The sequence below is a fragment of the Nonomuraea sp. NPDC051191 genome (genome assembly GCF_044455665.1).
GTDB lineage: Bacteria > Actinomycetota > Actinomycetes > Streptosporangiales > Streptosporangiaceae > Nonomuraea.
In genome coordinates this window covers 278,027-292,199 of sequence record NZ_JBITEZ010000002.1, presented here as the reverse complement: position 1 = coordinate 292,199, position 14,173 = coordinate 278,027, and the positions used below count along the sequence as shown (strand labels likewise).

Sequence of the window (14,173 nt, the reverse complement as noted above, 5' to 3'; positions counted from 1 at the left end):
GTTCGGGGGCGATCCCCCAAGGAACTTTGATCGTCCGGGCCGGGGTGGCACGCGCTCCGGAGGGTCGTCGGGAACCTACTTTCTGTCGTGGCCCCCCCGGAAGAGTGACCGAGAGGAAGACCCATGTTCCGTGGCATCCTGGCCGGCGGCCTCGCGCTGAGCGCCGCAAGCCTCATCATGACCGGCCCCGCCGCGTACGCCGACCTGCAGGCCCCGTACGCGCGGGCCGCGGCGATCGTCGACGCGGACGGCGAGCTGAACAACGGCAAGAACATCCTCAAGACGTGGCGGGCCTCGACCGGCCGCTACTGCGTGATGGTCGACAAGCACGTCACCACGTCCGCCGCGGTGATCCAGATCACTCCGCGGGCGCCCCGCCGCCTGCCGTTCATCGCCTACCGGAGCCCGTCGGCGACCTGCCACGAGACCAACACCATCACCGTCGGCGTCTACGACACCAGCACCGGCCGGCTCGCCGACGGCGGCTTCGACCTGACCATCTCCTGATCCGAGAACCGAAGGAGCACCCGATATGAACATCATCCGGCGCGCCGCCGTCGCCGCGCTCGCCGCGGCCGCCGTCCTGACTCCGGCGGCGGCGCACGCGGACACCCCGTACGCCCAGGCCTCGGCCGTCGTCGAGGCGGACGGCACGGTGGCCGACAGCAAGAACGTCGAGGAGGTCAAGCGCCTGTTCCGCGGGACCTACTGCGTGATCCTCGGCGAGGACATCGACTACGACGGCGCCGTGGTGATCCACGTGACGCCGACGGGCCGGGCCACCTACCCGCGTTCGCTGGCGGTGCAGCGTGGGGCGGCGATCTGCGGCGGCCACTACCGGGCGGTCGCCGTCTACAGCCAGCTCGCCAACGGCGTGGCGGCCGACACCGGGTTCTACCTGACCGTCTCCTGAGGACGTCCGCGGACGCCCCCGGCCGGTGACCTGCACCGGCCGGGGGCGTCGGCGCGTCCGGCCGTCCGCGGGGACGGGCGCGTGGAGGGCGGTGTCAGCCGCTTCTGCGGGAGAACCAGCGGCGGCGGGGCGGGGCCGGCTCCATCCTGGCGACGGTGACGCCGCTGAGCTGGTCGACGGTGCCGGACTCGACCGCGGCCAGCGCCCGCAGCACCTCGCCCTCGATCACGAACTGCACCGGCCCGGCCACGTCGACCACGACCGCCGCGGCCTCCTCGTGCACGGCCGCCCGGCAGACCTGGAGCGTGCCGGTCTGGATGGGCCGGGCGTCCTCGCGCCACCTGGTCAGCGCGTCGGTGCCGGTGAAGGCGAGCACCGCGTGCCTGCCGTCCGCGCCGACGAGCTTGGGCAGCGCCATCTCGCTCTCCTTCTCCTGGCGCAGCCCGTGCTCGCCGACCTCGGACTCGGTCAGCAGGGCGACCACCGGCACCAGCAGCCGCGCGCCGCTCAGGGCGGCCAGCACGTCGGCGGGGCCGCACGTGCCCGCCTCGTAGGCGGCCAGGGCGGCGGCCACCGCGGGAGCGGCGCTGCCGTCGTCGTCGGGGTCGAGTGGTTGCGGGATGGTCGGCACAGCGAATGAGACTACCCGCGGCTGCCCACGCTCCGGTTCCCGGCGCGGTCCTGCCGGTGCGGGGCGTGATGCCCTGGCGCTAGCCGAGGTCGGCGATGGCCGCGACCGGGCCGCCGCCCGAGGGCCCCTGGTGCACGGCGGCCACCGAGACGAACACCGCGGGGTCGCCGGTGACCGAGGCCGCCACCCCGCCGACGGCCGCCTTGATCTGCCGGTGCCAGTGCACGTCGGAGTCGTCCAGCATGATGTTGCGCCGCCCGCGCACCCGCCCCGACGGGTCGGCCTCGCACTTCATGAACACGTTGACCAGCCGCCCGCCGAGGTCGGAGGGGTGGGGGCGGTCGGGCAGCGGCAGACCGGCGTCCCTGATGGCGTCCCAGATGCCGTCGGCGTCGAGCGCGTCCTTCATGATGCTGTGCCCGATGCGGTAGCGCCCGCCGATGCCGCGCACGTTCCCCACCAGCACGATCTGCGCCCGGTCCAGCTCCACCCCGGACGAGCACGAGGCCACCGACGAGTACAGCGACAGGTCCTTGTGGATCTGGTCGGCGGCCGGCATGTCGATCTCGCCGAGCGCGACCGCGATGCCGAGCGCGGTGGTGGAGTTGGACAGGTCCATCGACGGGCCGGTCTCCTCGATGGCGGTGTCCTGGCCGCGGCTCCTGGCCTCGGTGATCGTGGCCAGGGTGAGCAGCGGCGTCTTGGTCTGCACGTAGTGCACGTCGCGCGGGTCGTCGATGCCGGCGATCTTCATGGCCTCCCGCACCCCGGCGGCCACCTTCTCCACCATCGCCGGGCGGCCGATGTCCTCCGGCAGGATCACCTCGCTCATCGCCACGCCCACCGACAGGCGCGGCTCGTCGCCGGCCGGGGCGTCCGCCGTGGTGGCGAAGACGGTGGCGTGCGGGCTGAGGACGCCGTCGGTGCCGCCCGACCACACCAGCGGCACGCTCTCGGGGGACGGGTGGCCGTGCTCGGCCAGGACCTCGCGGAAGGCGCGGTCGGCCAGGATGCGCGTGTAGTCGTTGACGCCGCCGTTGCCCTCGGTCTTGCCGATCACCGCGAGCACCCGGCGCGCCTCGATCACCCCGTCCGCGATGAGCCGTGACAGCCCGGAGGCGTCGGTCACGCTCTCGATCGGCACCTTTCGCACTTCAATCGGGTCCGGCATGCGTTGCCCCTTCTCCAGTACCGGCTTCCCCACCGTCGCGACGCTAGCCGAGCGGCCCGGCGAGGTTCATGGGCAATGTCTGCCCATGAACGGCCGCCGCGATGTCAAGGTGCGCTCGCCTCTCAAGCTCTCGGCGGAACCTCGAAGCTCACAAAAGCACCGAAGGTAGTGTTCCCGGATGTGATTCGCGAAGCCCACGTCAACGGCATCAAGCTCGTCTACCGCGAGGAGGGCGACCCCGCCGCTCCCCCGCTGGTCCTCGTCCACGGCAGGACCGCGAACCACAACGACTGGAACGGCATCACCCAGCACTTCGCCGCCCGCCACCACGTCCTCGCCCCCGACCTGCGCGGCCACGGGGCCAGCGACCGGCCCGGCGAGTACGCGGTGGGCACGATGGCCGAGGACATCGTGGCGCTCCTCGACCACGTGGGCCTCGGCCGCGTCCGGCTGGTCGGGCACTCGCTGGGCGGCATGGTGTCCTACCACGTGGCCATGCGCCACCCGGGACGCGTCGAGCGGCTGGTGCTGGAGGACGTCACGCCGCCGTACCCGATCGAGGGGCGGCAGCCTCTCGTGGAGGACGACTCCACCGGGTTCGACTGGCGGATGATGCACCAGACCGAGCCGTACATCGTCGATCCCGACCCGGCGCTGGCCGCCGAGCTGGGCAGGATCACGGCGCCCACGCTGGTGCTGTCGGGCGGGCGGCAGAGCCCGTTCGACGCCCCCGCGCTGGCCCGCCTGATCCCCGGCGCCGAACTGGTCACGATCGAGGCCGGGCACCTCGTCCACGCCACCGAACGGGCCGCCTTCCTGGACGCGGTGGACGCCTTCCTGGACGGGTGAGCCCCGGACGTCCGGAGCTCTATGCTGGTCACCCCCCACGATTCTCGGAGACCCGCTGTGTCCAGCCCCCCACCGGCTCCCCGTCCCGGCATGACCCCGGAGCGGGTCGGGATGTTCAGCGACGCGGTGTTCGCGATCGCCATCACGCTGCTCGTCCTGGAGATCCCCCGCCCGGCCGAGGAGGACTTCCGTGACCTCGCCGGTTTCCTGGGCCACCACCAGGGCTCCTTCGTGGCGTTCGTGCTGGCCTTCCTCATGCTGTGGTTCAGCTGGCGGGCCCACCACACGCTCTTCGACCAGCTCCACCGGGTCTCCCAGCCGGTCCTGCTGCTGCACGTGCCGCTGCTGCTGTTCTCGGCGTTCCTGCCGTACACGATGAACCTGTGGAGCGAGATGTCGGCGACGGACGTCGACGTCCAGGCGTCCAAGGGGGTCGCGCTGGCGCTGTTCGCGGGGACGGAGGCGATCCTGATGTTCTGCCAGGGCGCGCTGTTCACGCTGGCCCTGTCGCAGGGGCTGCTCAACGGCAACGCGAACAGGCGGCGCATGGGCACCTCGGCCTGGGTGTACTGGGGGTGCGGCGTGTTGTGGGCGGCCAGCGCGGTCCTGGCCTTCGGCGTCGGCGAGAACTCCACGTACGTGTGGATGGCCACGCCGGTCGTGGTCGCGGTCATCGTGTTCGTCCGCAGGCGGCTCGCGCCGGCCGCGATTCAGCCGGATGTCACGGGGCAAACGTGACCCCAATGTCACAAAGATCCGCCAAGGTGGAAAGGTGCGAACGAGGCTCAGCGATCACGTAAGGGAACGACTGGGCACATTCGGCCTTATGGCGCCCTCGATCGTGCAGTGCGCGGTGGGCGCGGCGCTGGCCTGGATCGTCGCCGTCGACCTGCTCGGGCACGCCCGGCCGTTCTTCGCGCCGATCTCCGTGCTGATCTGCGTCGGCGTGGGGCTCGGCCAGCGGCTGCGGCGCGTCGCCGAGCTGGTGGTCGGCGTGAGCCTCGGCGTCGGCGTCGGCGACCTGCTCGTGTCGTGGATCGGCTCGGGGCCCTGGCAGCTCGCGCTGGTCGTCGGGCTGGCCATGGCCGTCGCGCTGCTGCTCAACGGAGGGGCGCTGTTCGTCGCGCAGGCGGGGTCCTCGGCCGTGCTGGTGGCCACGCTGCTGCCCGGCGAGAACGCCGGCGGCCTCGACCGCATGGCCGACGCCCTCACCGGGGGTGTCATCGGCGTCGCGGCGGTCGCGCTGATGCCCGCCAGCCCGTTCACGATCGCGGCCAAGCATCTGTCCGGCGTGCTGGACGCGCTGTCGACCGTCCTGGAGCAGGCGGCCGAGGCGATCGAGAAGCGGGACGTCGACCTGGCCGCCGAGGCGCTGGATGAGGCGCGCACGACGCAGGCGGCCGTCGAGGAGTTCGCGATGGCGCTGGAGACCAGCAAGGAGATCACCATGATCTCGCCGCTGCACTGGCACCGCCGGGCCGCGCTGGCCCGGTACGAGACCGCCGCCGTGCCCGTCGACCTGGCCCTGCGCAACGCCCGGGTGATGGTCCGCCGCACGCTGGCGGCGCTGGGCGAGGCGAGCCCGCCGCCCACGGCGCTGGCCGAGGCGATGCGGGAGGTCTCGGAGGCGGCGCTGCTGCTGCAACTGGAGCTGGCCGCCGGGCGTGATCCCCTGCTGGCCCGGCAGGCGCTGCTCGCGGTGGCCGGCCGGGAACGGCCCGAGCGGCTGGGCTTCTCCGCACATGTCATCATCGCGCAGCTGCGCTCGATCGCGGTGGACCTGTTGCAGGCCACGGGCCTGGAGCACGAGGAGGCCAGCCAGGCGCTCACGCCGCTCGACGAGCCCCAGGCCGGCTAGCCCCGCACGCCCGCCCCCACGCGTCCAGCCCCGCACGTCGGGCCCCGCACGCCCGCCCTCACGCGTCCAGCCTCGCACGTCGGGCCCCCCGCACGTCGAAGGCGGGCGCCCGTACGGGCGCCCGCCTTCACGGTCTCGCGAGGAGGTCAGACCGTCAGGAGTGCGGCCTCGGCCTCCAGGGTCGCGGCGGTGGCGTTGATCACCGCGGCCACCCGCAGCGCCTCCTGAACCTGCTCACGCGGCATGCCCGCGCCCCGCAGCACCTGCTCGTGCGACTCCAGGCAGCGGCCGCAGCCGTTGACCGCGGAGACCGCCAGGCACCACAGCTCGAAGTCCGTCTTGTCCACGCCCGGGTTGCCGATCACCGACATCCGGAGCCTGGCCGGCAGCGTCGCGTACGTCTCGTCGCCGATCAGGTGGGTGGCGCGGTAGTAGACGTTGTTCATCGCCATGATCGACGCGGCCGCCTTGGCGGCGGTGAACGCCTCGGCCGACAGGTGGTCGGCGGCGTCCTGCGAGAGCTCGGCGATGACCCGCGCCGACCTGGTGGCCAGCGCGCACGCCAGGACCGCGCCCCAGAGCTGCTGGTCGGTCAGCGACGAGGTGGTCGTGACCGAGCCCAGGTTGAGCCTGGTGTCCTTGGCGTAGTCGGGCAGGAGCGACTTCAGGGTGTCGACGCTCACTGGGCCAGCAGCTTCTGGGCGTCGAGGCCGGCCTCGCCCTTGTTCCAGTTGCACGGGCACAGCTCGTCGGACTGCAGGGCGTCGAGGACCCGCAGGACCTCCTTGACGTTGCGGCCCACGGAACCGGCGGTCACCATCGAGAACTGGATCTCGTTGTTCTGGTCGACGATGAACGTGGCGCGCTGGGCGACGCCGTCCTGGCCGAGCACGCCGCAGGCCTCCGACAGCTCGCGCTTGATGTCGCTCAGCATCGGGAAGGGCAGGTCGCGCAGGTCGTCGTGGTTCTTGCGCCAGGCGTGGTGCACGAACTCGGAGTCGACGGAGACGCCGAGCACCTGGGCGTCACGGTCGGCGAACTCGCCGTTGAAACGGCCGAACTCGGCGATCTCGGTCGGGCAGACGAACGTGAAGTCCTTCGGCCAGAAGAACACCACGCGCCACTTGCCCTCGTAGGTCTTGTGGTTGATCTCAGCGAACGCCTTGTCGGGGTCGAGGTCGACACAGGCCGTGAGTTCGTACTCGGGGAAGCGGTCACCGACGGTGAGCAAGTTCCTTCTCCTTTGGAGGAAGTGCGGGTCAGGGCACCTACGTTGCCGCACCTACCATTGATTCGAGAAATCGAGCAGTCGAACCAATCTGAGAGGTGATTCCTATCAGTGAGCCCACGCCCACCCTCGCTCAGCTGCGCTCCTTCCTCGCCGTGGCCGAGCATCTCCACTTCAGGGAGGCGGCGACGGCACTGAGGATGAGCCAACCCACCCTGTCCGGAAATATCGCCTCATTGGAGGAGATATTGGACACACAGCTCCTGGAGCGGACCACCCGGAAGGTGCTGCTCACGCCCGCCGGCGAGCGCGTGGCCGAGCACGCCTGGCGGGTTCTGGCCGCCGTGGAGGACCTGATGGGCGAGGCCGCCCAGAACCGCGAGCCGTTCAGCGGCCCGGCCCACCTCGGCGTGATCCCCACCGTGGCGCCGTACGTGCTGCCCGCGCTGCTGCCGATGTTCGCCCAGCGCTTCCCGCACCTGAAGCTGACCGTCCACGAGGCCAAGACGGACACGATCGTGGAGGAGATCCGCGAGGGGCGGCTCGACCTGGTCCTGCTCGCCCTGCCGACGGACGTGGGCGGCCTGGTGGAGGCGCCGCTCTACGACGAGGAGTTCCTGCTGGCCCTCCCCCGCGACCACCCCCTGGCCGCCGACCCGGCCCCGCTCGACCGCGACGCGCTCAAGGGCCTGGACATCGTCCTCCTCAACCAGGGCCACTGCCTGCGCGAACAGGCCATCGACGTGTGCCGCGAAGTGGGCGCGCGGGCCACCGCGACCACGTACGCGACCAGCCTGCCGACGCTGGTGCAACTCGTGGCGGGCGGTCTGGGCGTGACGCTGCTGCCGGAGTCGGCCGTGCCGGTGGAGACCGGCAAGCGGGTACGCCTGTCGCTGCGCCGCTTCGCCGCCCCGGCCCCGGGCCGCACGATCGGCCTGGCCTACCGCGCCTCCTCGGCCCGCGTGAGCGAGTACGCCCAGCTCGCCAAGGCCATCCGCACCGCCATCCGCCAACGCCGCCTCCCGGTCAAACTCACCTCCTGAACGCACGCAGCGCCGCGGCGATCTCCGCCGCGGCCTTGGTCATCAGGTCGGGATGGGCGTCACGCCCGAACAGCGAGGTCCGCGGCCTCCAGGAGCCCGAGGTCGCACACCTGGACGAGGCCGCCCACCGCGACACGGGCGATGCGCAGCCCCTGTTCGAGGCTGACGTGGCGGACGCCGGTTCGGGGTCAGCGGGGGACGAGGTGGAAGAAGGAGCCGTCGGTGGGGGTGGGGGTGGGGTCGGAGAGGTCGTCCAGGCGGGTGGTCGCGTCGGGCGGGAGGGCGAGGTCGAAGGCGGCCAGGTTCTCCTGGAGCTGCCGTACCGAGCGCGGCCCGAGCAGCACCGACGTGACGCCCGGACGGCCCGCGACCCAGGCCAGGGCGACCGCGGCGGGGTCGGCCCCGAGTCCGGACGCGACCTCGGCCAGCCCTTCGGCGACGGCCAGGTTGCGGTCGTTGAGCAGCGACTGCGCCCAGCGGGTCGCGCCGGGCATCGCGGCGCCGAGCAGGCGGCCCATGCGGCTGTCCGGGTCGGGGATCTCGCCGCGCCGGTAGCGGCCGGTCAGGACGCCGCCGCCGAGCGCGCCGTACACGACCGTGCCGAGGCCGAACCGGGCGCAGGCGGGCAGGATCTCGGCCTCGACGACCCGCTGGATCAGCGAGTACTGCGGTTGCAGGCTCACGAACGGCGTGCCGCCCACCCGTTCGGCGGCCCACTGCGCCTCGACGAGCTGGGCGGCGGTGAAGTTGGAGCAGCCGAGGTAGCGCACCTTGCCCGAGCGCACGAAGCCGTCGAGGGTGGCCATCGTCTCCTCGATGGGCGTGCCAGGGTCCCACTGGTGGCACTGGTAGAGGTCGATGTAGTCGGTGCCGAGGCGGCGCAGGCTGGCCTCCAGGGCGCGGGTGAGGTGCCGCCGGGACAGGCCCCGCCCCTCCGGGCCGACCGGCATGGCACCCTTGGTGGCCAGCACGACCCACTCGCGCCGGCCGCGCAGCGCCCGGCCGACGATCTCCTCGGTCTCGCCCCGGTGGTAGAGGTCGGCGGTGTCGATGAAGTTGCCGCCCGCGTCGAGGTAGGCGTCGATGACGCGGCCCGCCTCGGCCTCGTCGCCCGCGGCCAGGCCGTACTCGGTGCCGAAGTTCATGGTGCCGAGGCACGCGCGGGAGACGCGCAGCCCGGAACGTCCCATGGTCTGGAAGTCCACGAAAGCCCCTAGAATCGGAATGACTGTTCCGCTTGGATGCCGGGAACGATACGGAACAACGGTTCCGGATGTCAACGCGAGGAGGAGCCATGCGTGCCGACGCCCGGCGCAACCGTGCCCGCGTGCTGGAGGCGGCCGAGGTCGTGCTGGCCCGCGACGGGCTCGACGCCTCGATGCGCGAGATCGCCACACTGGCCGGGGTGGGCGTGGGGACGATCTACCGCCAGTTCCCCACCAAGGAGGCCCTGTACCAGGCGATCGTGACCGACCGGCAGGAGCGGCTGGCCGCGATGGCCGAGGAGCTGGCCGGCGCCGCCGACGCGGGTGCGGCCTTCTTCGAGTTCTTCGACCGCATCGTGGCCCACTCGACGGTCAAGAGGATCCTGGTGGACGCCCTGGCCAGCGCCGGCATCGACGCCAAGGCGGGCGCGCCCGACATCAAGGGCGCGATCAGCGCGCTGCTGGTGCGCGCGCAGGAGGCCGGGGCGGTGCGGGGGGACGTGGGCATGGCGGAGCTGCTCGCCCTGCTCAGCGCCGCCTGCCTGGCGGCGCAGCACAACAACTGGAGCGACGACCTGCGGACCAGAGCCCTGGCCGTGATGTTCGACGGCCTGCGCAGGCCCACTTCTGCGTCAGGCGCCTGAGCCCGGCTACCCCTGGGACAGGCGCTTGAGCCGGGTGACGGCCTCGTCGATGACCTCGTCCTTCTTGCAGAAGGCGAAGCGGACGAAGTGGCTGCCGCGTTCGGGGTGTTCGTAGAAGACCTGCGTGGGGATGGCCACCACCCCGGCCAGCTCCGGCAGGCGACGGGTCAGCTCCAGGCCGTCGGTGAAGCCCAGCGGCCGGATGTCGGTCTGCACGAAGTACGTGCCCGCCGGCCTGAGCACCTCGAACCCCGCCGCCGCGAGCCCGTCCATCAGCCGGTCGCGCTTGTCCTGGAGCCCGGCGCGCAGGGCGGCCACCCACTCCAGCTCGGTGCGCAGCCCGTACGCCACCGCGAGCTGCCAGGGCGCGCCCGCGGTGAAGGTGAGGAACTGCTTGACCGTCGAGACCGCCCGTACCAGCTCGGGCGGCGCGCACACCCAGCCGGTCTTCCAGCCGGTGACCGAGAACGTCTTGCCCGCCGAGGAGATCATGACCGTGCGCTCGCGCATGCCGGGCAGCGTGGCCAGCGGGACGTGCTCGACGCCGTCGAAGGTGAGGTGCTCGTAGACCTCGTCGGTGATCGCGATCAGGCCGTGCTCCTGGCACAGCTCGGCGATGACGGTCAGCTCGTCCCTGGTGAAGACGGTCCCCGTCGGGTTGTGCGGCGAGTTGACCAGGATCGCCCGGGTACGCGGCGTGACGGCCGCGCGCAGCTCGTCGGGGTCGAAGGTGAACCGGCCGTCCACCGGCCGCAGCGTCACTGCCGCGAGCCTGGCCTGGGCCAGCGCGATCGAGGCCGCGTAGGAGTCGTAGTACGGCTCGAAGGCGATCACCTCGTCGCCCGGCTCGCACAGCGCCAGCACGCTCGCCGCGATGGCCTCCGTGGCGCCCACGGTGACCAGCACCTCGCCCGCGGGGTCGTAGTCGAGCCGGTAGTGGGCCATCCGGTGCTCCGAGACCGCCTGCCGGAGCTCCAGCACCCCCGGCCCCGGCGGGTACTGGTTGGCGCCCGAGGTGATCGCCTGCACCGCGCGGTCGAGCATGGCGGCCGGGCCGTCGGTGTCGGGAAAGCCCTGTCCGAGGTTGATGGCCCCGGTCTGCACGGCGAGCGCGCTCATCTCGGCGAAAATTGTCGTGCCGAAGGCGCGCATCCTGGAAACAAGTGGTTCCGTCACGCCCCCACACTATTAGTCTCGTCTCGTGATCATCCGGGTCGTGCTAGCCCTCGCCCTGAGCGTTCCCCTTCCCATGCGTGACACGCCCCCTCCCGTCGAGGCCGTGCCCTGCCCGGTCGCCGTGCCGGAGCACACCGTCTGCGGCTTCCTGGCGGTGCCCGAGCGCCGCGACACGCCGGGCCGGACGGTCAAGGTCGGGTACGCCGTCCACACCTCGACGGCCCCCGCCCGCAGGCCCGACCCGATCGTGTACATGGGCGGCGGGCCCGCGTCGTCGTCGTTGCAGCTCACCGGGTTCCTGAGCCAGATGTTCCCCGACCGCGACGTGGTGACGATCGAGCAGCGCGGCGGGAAGTACTCGCGTCCGGTGCTGGGCTGCCCCGAGACGGCCGAGGCGATGCTCGGACGGCTGCGCAGGCCGCGCGCCGACGTCGCCGCGGCGGCCCGGCGCTGCCGGGCCCGCCTCCAGGAGCAGGGCATCGACCTGCGCGGCTACAACACCAAGGAGATCGCCGCCGACGTGGTCGCCCTGCGCCAGGCGCTCGGCTACCCCTCCTGGAACCTGTTCGGCGTCAGCTACTCGACCCGCGTCATGACGGACGTCGCAGCGGCCGACCCGGAAGGCGTGCGCGCGGTCGTGCTGGACTCGTTCCTGCCCGAGTCCGTGGCCTGGTACGACGACGCCGACCGCAACCTGCGCGACACCATGGCCGCGCTCGGCACGGGCGACGCCTTCGACCGGCTGGTGTCCCGGCTCAACCGCGCCCCCGCCCGGGTGCCGGCCACCGATCCGCTGCTCGGCCGCCCGTTCACGGCCACGATGTCCGGCGACGACGTGGCCACGGTGCTCGCCGAGGCGCTGCACGAGGCGGACGTGTCGGCCGTCGCGCCCGCGCTGGTCGGCGGCCTGGCCGAGGGGCACGACGAGCTGCTGCGGCCGCTGGCCGACGCGGTGGGCCAGGGGCTGGTGTCGCACGAGTTCGGGCTGTACCACGCGGTGCAGTGCCAGGACGAGGTGCCGTTCAACACCTTCACCACCAGATCCCGACTTTTCACGGTAAATGTGGACAAAGCGGTGTGTGATGCTTGGCGGCTCCCCAAGTCCACCCCCGTGAACGCCGTCCCCAAGGCCCCCATCTACGTCGTCGGCGGCGACCGGGATCCCACCACCCCCGCGCGGACCGCCGGGGCCGCCGCCAGGGCCATCCCCGGCGCCCGTTTCGAGACGTTCCGCGGCAGCCACGCCGTCTTCCTCACCAGCGCGTGCGCCAGGAAGCACATCGCGGAGTTCGTCGAGACCCCCGACCGCGCATGGCCGAAGCCCTGCGAGCCCGACCCGGCCCAGCCGCCCACGCTGCGGCTCGCCGACACGCACGTCACCGGCGCGCCGTACCTGATCTCGAAGGCTCCCTGGCTGGCCGCGCCCTTCGGGCTGTTCGCGCTCGTCTCGCTCGTCCAGCTCGCCGCCGGCGCGCTGCGCGGCCGGTCGGTGACCGCCTTCGCGGGGCTGGCCGGCGTCGCGTTCGCCGGGCTGACCGGCCAGGCCGTCTACGGCATGGCCGAAAGGAACGAGACGGCCCTGGCCGTCGGCGTCCCGGGCACGATCGGCCTGTACACGTGGATCGCGGTGGCCTCGGCCGTGCTGAGCGTCGCGGCCCTGTTCCACGATCGGCGGTGGCCGCACATCGTGGCGGCGGTCGCCGGCGCCGGATTCCTCGTATGGTGGTTCACCTGGTTCCTGTGACGCGCATCCGTGAGCTGGACGCCCTCCGCGGCTTCGCGGTGGGCGGCATCATGCTGGTCAACACCTGGCAGCACGCGAGCCACGAGCCGTACACCGGGATCGACCGCGCGATCGAGGCCCTGTTCCAGAGCCGCTTCTACCCGATCTTCTCGCTGCTGTTCGGGATCAGCTTCGTGCTGTTCCTCGACCGCTCGAAGAGCCGCTGGGCGCTGGCCCGCCGGCTGGCCTGGCTGGCCTGCTTCGGCCTGCTCCAGCACACCTTCTACGAGGGCGAGGTGCTGACCGACTACGCCCTCTACGGCCTGGTGGTGCTGCTGCCCGCCTCGTTCCTGCCGGGCGGCCTGCCGGTGCTGGCGCTCGGCGTCGTGGCGACCGTCTGGGCGACCTGGCACGGCGCGGGCCCGACGCTCATCCCGGGCCTGTTCCTGGTCGGCATGGGGCTGATGCGGCTGCGTCCGCCGCGGAGCCTGCTGGCGCCGGTGTTCGCGGGCTCGGCGCTGACGTCCTTGGTGCTGACGGCCACCTGGGCGGGCGTCGCCGACGTGCCCGGGGCGGGCGACTGGACCGTCTACAGCGTGGCCGCGCTGGCCGGGGCGGCGGCGTACACCAGCGGGCTGCTGCTGGCGCTGCGGCCCTGGTTGTCGGCCCTGCTGGAACCGCTGGGCCGGATGGCGCTGACCAACTACGTCACGGGCACGGCGGTGATCGCGCTGTGCACGGTCCCGCTGAAGACCGGCGCCACCCGCTGGCCGGTGCTCGCGGTGGCGCTGACGACCGTGGTGGCGCAGACGTTGATCAGCGGGTGGTGGCTCACCAGATTTCGGTACGGCCCCCTTGAGTGGATCTGGCGGTGCCTGACCTGGTTTCGACTGGTGCCCAACCGGTTAGAGTCGGGCCGTGACCACAATCGCCCTCTGCCAGATTCCGGTCTCTCCTGACCCCGCCACCAACCTCAAGAGGGCCAGGGAGGCGCTCGCCCGCGCCGAGGGGGCCGACCTGGCGATCTTCCCCGAGGCCACGCTCACCCGTTACGGCAGGCGCGTCACCGAGCTGGCCGAGCCGCTGGACGGGCCGTTCGTGTCGGGGCTGTCGGAGGCGGCCCGCACGCACGGCCTGGCGGTGATCGCCGGGGTGTTCGAGCCGGGCGAGGGCCCGGCCGGGTCCAAGGTGCACAACACGGCCGTGGCGATCGGCGCGGACGGCGCGATCAAGGCCGCGTACCGGAAGATCCACCTGTTCGACTCCTTCGGCTCCAAGGAGTCCGACATGGTGGCGCCGGGCGCCGAGCCGACCGTGGTCGAGCTGGCCGGGCTGCGCGTCGGGCTGGTCACCTGCTACGACATCCGCTTCCCCGAGCTGACCAGGGCGCTGGTCGACAAGGGCGCCGACCTGTTCGCGGTGATCGCCGCCTGGGGGTCGGGCCCGCTGAAGGAGGACCATTGGGTCACGCTGGTCCGCGCACGGGCCCTGGAGAACACGATGTGGACCGCCGCCGTCGGCCAGGCGCCCAACCCGGAGGAGTCGAAGGACGGGTTCGGCGTGGGGCGCAGCATGCTGGTCGACCCGCTCGGGGTGGTACGGGCCGACCTCGGCACCGGCCCGGGGGTCCAGCTCGTCCGCCTCGACACCGAATGGACGGCCACCGCCAGGGCCATGCTCCCGTGTCTGGATCACCGGGTGCTCAAGGGTCAACCGACCGTAAAGTAGAGCC

At 72.2% G+C, this 14,173-nt stretch carries 16 protein-coding genes; 10 read left to right on the top strand and 6 right to left on the bottom strand.

Annotated elements, in window-relative coordinates:
- The first annotated feature begins 123 nt into the window (after window positions 1–123).
- Both ACIA8R_RS06015 and ACIA8R_RS06010 read left to right on the top strand, forming a co-directional pair.
- Window positions 124–507, top strand: coding sequence for a hypothetical protein (locus ACIA8R_RS06015; protein ID WP_357701340.1), 384 nt, complete (start codon window positions 124–126; stop codon window positions 505–507).
- A gap of 25 nt (window positions 508–532) precedes the next feature.
- Window positions 533–913, top strand: a complete 381-nt coding sequence (locus ACIA8R_RS06010; RefSeq protein ID WP_357701341.1) for a hypothetical protein — start codon at window positions 533–535, stop codon at window positions 911–913.
- 94 nt (window positions 914–1,007) lie between these two features.
- On the opposite strand, the gene ACIA8R_RS06005 is transcribed toward ACIA8R_RS06010, so the two are convergent.
- Window positions 1,008–1,544, bottom strand: a complete 537-nt coding sequence (locus ACIA8R_RS06005; RefSeq protein ID WP_357698286.1) for an SseB family protein — start codon at window positions 1,542–1,544, stop codon at window positions 1,008–1,010.
- A 79-nt stretch (window positions 1,545–1,623) separates the two neighbouring features.
- Window positions 1,624–2,715 (bottom strand): ring-opening amidohydrolase, encoded by a 1,092-nt coding sequence (locus ACIA8R_RS06000; RefSeq protein WP_397036832.1) that lies wholly within the window; start codon window positions 2,713–2,715, stop codon window positions 1,624–1,626.
- A 180-nt stretch (window positions 2,716–2,895) separates the two neighbouring features.
- On the opposite strand from ACIA8R_RS06000, the gene ACIA8R_RS05995 reads away from it, so the two are divergent.
- From ACIA8R_RS05995 to ACIA8R_RS05985, 3 genes are all read left to right on the top strand, one after another.
- Entirely contained in the window at window positions 2,896–3,564 is a 669-nt protein-coding gene (locus ACIA8R_RS05995; protein WP_397036830.1) for an alpha/beta fold hydrolase, read from the top strand.
- 90 nt (window positions 3,565–3,654) lie between these two features.
- The gene (locus ACIA8R_RS05990; RefSeq protein ID WP_397036828.1) at window positions 3,655–4,302 is read left to right on the top strand and encodes a TMEM175 family protein; all 648 of its coding nucleotides are present in this window, start codon (window positions 3,655–3,657) and stop codon (window positions 4,300–4,302) included.
- A gap of 88 nt (window positions 4,303–4,390) precedes the next feature.
- Window positions 4,391–5,422, top strand: coding sequence for an FUSC family protein (locus tag ACIA8R_RS05985; RefSeq protein ID WP_364089759.1), 1,032 nt, complete (start codon window positions 4,391–4,393; stop codon window positions 5,420–5,422).
- Window positions 5,423–5,568: 146 nt separating this feature from the next.
- On the opposite strand, the gene ACIA8R_RS05980 is transcribed toward ACIA8R_RS05985, so the two are convergent.
- On the bottom strand, window positions 5,569–6,105 hold the full coding sequence (locus tag ACIA8R_RS05980; protein ID WP_397036826.1) for a carboxymuconolactone decarboxylase family protein: 537 nt from the start codon (window positions 6,103–6,105) through the stop codon (window positions 5,569–5,571).
- Entirely contained in the window at window positions 6,102–6,653 is a 552-nt protein-coding gene (locus ACIA8R_RS05975; protein ID WP_397036824.1) for a peroxiredoxin, read from the bottom strand. Before ACIA8R_RS05975 ends, ACIA8R_RS05980 begins: the two co-directional genes overlap by 4 nt.
- 95 nt (window positions 6,654–6,748) lie before the next feature.
- Between ACIA8R_RS05975 and ACIA8R_RS05970 the strand changes: the two genes are divergently transcribed.
- Window positions 6,749–7,693, top strand: a complete 945-nt coding sequence (locus ACIA8R_RS05970) for a LysR substrate-binding domain-containing protein (protein ID WP_357698273.1) — start codon at window positions 6,749–6,751, stop codon at window positions 7,691–7,693.
- Window positions 7,694–7,881: 188 nt separating this feature from the next.
- Here the strand turns inward: ACIA8R_RS05970 and ACIA8R_RS05965 are convergent, their stop codons facing one another.
- Complete coding sequence (locus ACIA8R_RS05965) at window positions 7,882–8,898, bottom strand: aldo/keto reductase (RefSeq protein WP_364089767.1); 1,017 nt, start codon at window positions 8,896–8,898, stop codon at window positions 7,882–7,884.
- An 89-nt stretch (window positions 8,899–8,987) separates the two neighbouring features.
- On the opposite strand from ACIA8R_RS05965, the gene ACIA8R_RS05960 reads away from it, so the two are divergent.
- The gene (locus tag ACIA8R_RS05960) at window positions 8,988–9,542 is read left to right on the top strand and encodes a helix-turn-helix domain-containing protein (RefSeq protein WP_357698267.1); all 555 of its coding nucleotides are present in this window, start codon (window positions 8,988–8,990) and stop codon (window positions 9,540–9,542) included.
- Between the two features lie 6 nt (window positions 9,543–9,548).
- Here the strand turns inward: ACIA8R_RS05960 and ACIA8R_RS05955 are convergent, their stop codons facing one another.
- The gene (locus tag ACIA8R_RS05955) at window positions 9,549–10,718 is read right to left on the bottom strand and encodes a pyridoxal phosphate-dependent aminotransferase (protein WP_364089773.1); all 1,170 of its coding nucleotides are present in this window, start codon (window positions 10,716–10,718) and stop codon (window positions 9,549–9,551) included.
- 73 nt (window positions 10,719–10,791) lie between these two features.
- Between ACIA8R_RS05955 and ACIA8R_RS05950 the strand changes: the two genes are divergently transcribed.
- Genes ACIA8R_RS05950 through ACIA8R_RS05940 form a run of 3 tightly spaced genes read left to right on the top strand, consistent with a single transcriptional unit; the run spans window position 10,792 to window position 14,169 of the window.
- The gene (locus ACIA8R_RS05950; protein ID WP_397036821.1) at window positions 10,792–12,462 is read left to right on the top strand and encodes an alpha/beta fold hydrolase; all 1,671 of its coding nucleotides are present in this window, start codon (window positions 10,792–10,794) and stop codon (window positions 12,460–12,462) included.
- On the top strand, window positions 12,459–13,400 hold the full coding sequence (locus ACIA8R_RS05945; RefSeq protein WP_364089779.1) for a DUF418 domain-containing protein: 942 nt from the start codon (window positions 12,459–12,461) through the stop codon (window positions 13,398–13,400). Before ACIA8R_RS05950 ends, ACIA8R_RS05945 begins: the two co-directional genes overlap by 4 nt.
- Window positions 13,360–14,169: a carbon-nitrogen hydrolase family protein gene (locus tag ACIA8R_RS05940; protein ID WP_357698259.1), complete on the top strand. Its 810-nt coding sequence runs from the start codon at window positions 13,360–13,362 to the stop codon at window positions 14,167–14,169. Before ACIA8R_RS05945 ends, ACIA8R_RS05940 begins: the two co-directional genes overlap by 41 nt.
- The last annotated feature ends 4 nt before the right edge of the window (window positions 14,170–14,173 follow it).

What these genes read in the sequence shown, in the direction of transcription:
- ACIA8R_RS05960 (WP_357698267.1), top strand. Translation starts at nt 8,988, where the DNA reads ATGCGTGCCGACGCCCGGCGCAACCGTGCCCGCGTGCTGGAGGCGGCC.
- ACIA8R_RS05950 (WP_397036821.1), top strand. Translation starts at nt 10,792, where the DNA reads ATGCGTGACACGCCCCCTCCCGTCGAGGCCGTGCCCTGCCCGGTCGCC.
- ACIA8R_RS05985 (WP_364089759.1), top strand. Translation starts at nt 4,391, where the DNA reads ATGGCGCCCTCGATCGTGCAGTGCGCGGTGGGCGCGGCGCTGGCCTGG.
- ACIA8R_RS06000 (WP_397036832.1), bottom strand. Translation starts at nt 2,715, where the DNA reads ATGCCGGACCCGATTGAAGTGCGAAAGGTGCCGATCGAGAGCGTGACC.
- ACIA8R_RS05990 (WP_397036828.1), top strand. Translation starts at nt 3,655, where the DNA reads ATGACCCCGGAGCGGGTCGGGATGTTCAGCGACGCGGTGTTCGCGATC.
- ACIA8R_RS06010 (WP_357701341.1), top strand. Translation starts at nt 533, where the DNA reads ATGAACATCATCCGGCGCGCCGCCGTCGCCGCGCTCGCCGCGGCCGCC.
- ACIA8R_RS06015 (WP_357701340.1), top strand. Translation starts at nt 124, where the DNA reads ATGTTCCGTGGCATCCTGGCCGGCGGCCTCGCGCTGAGCGCCGCAAGC.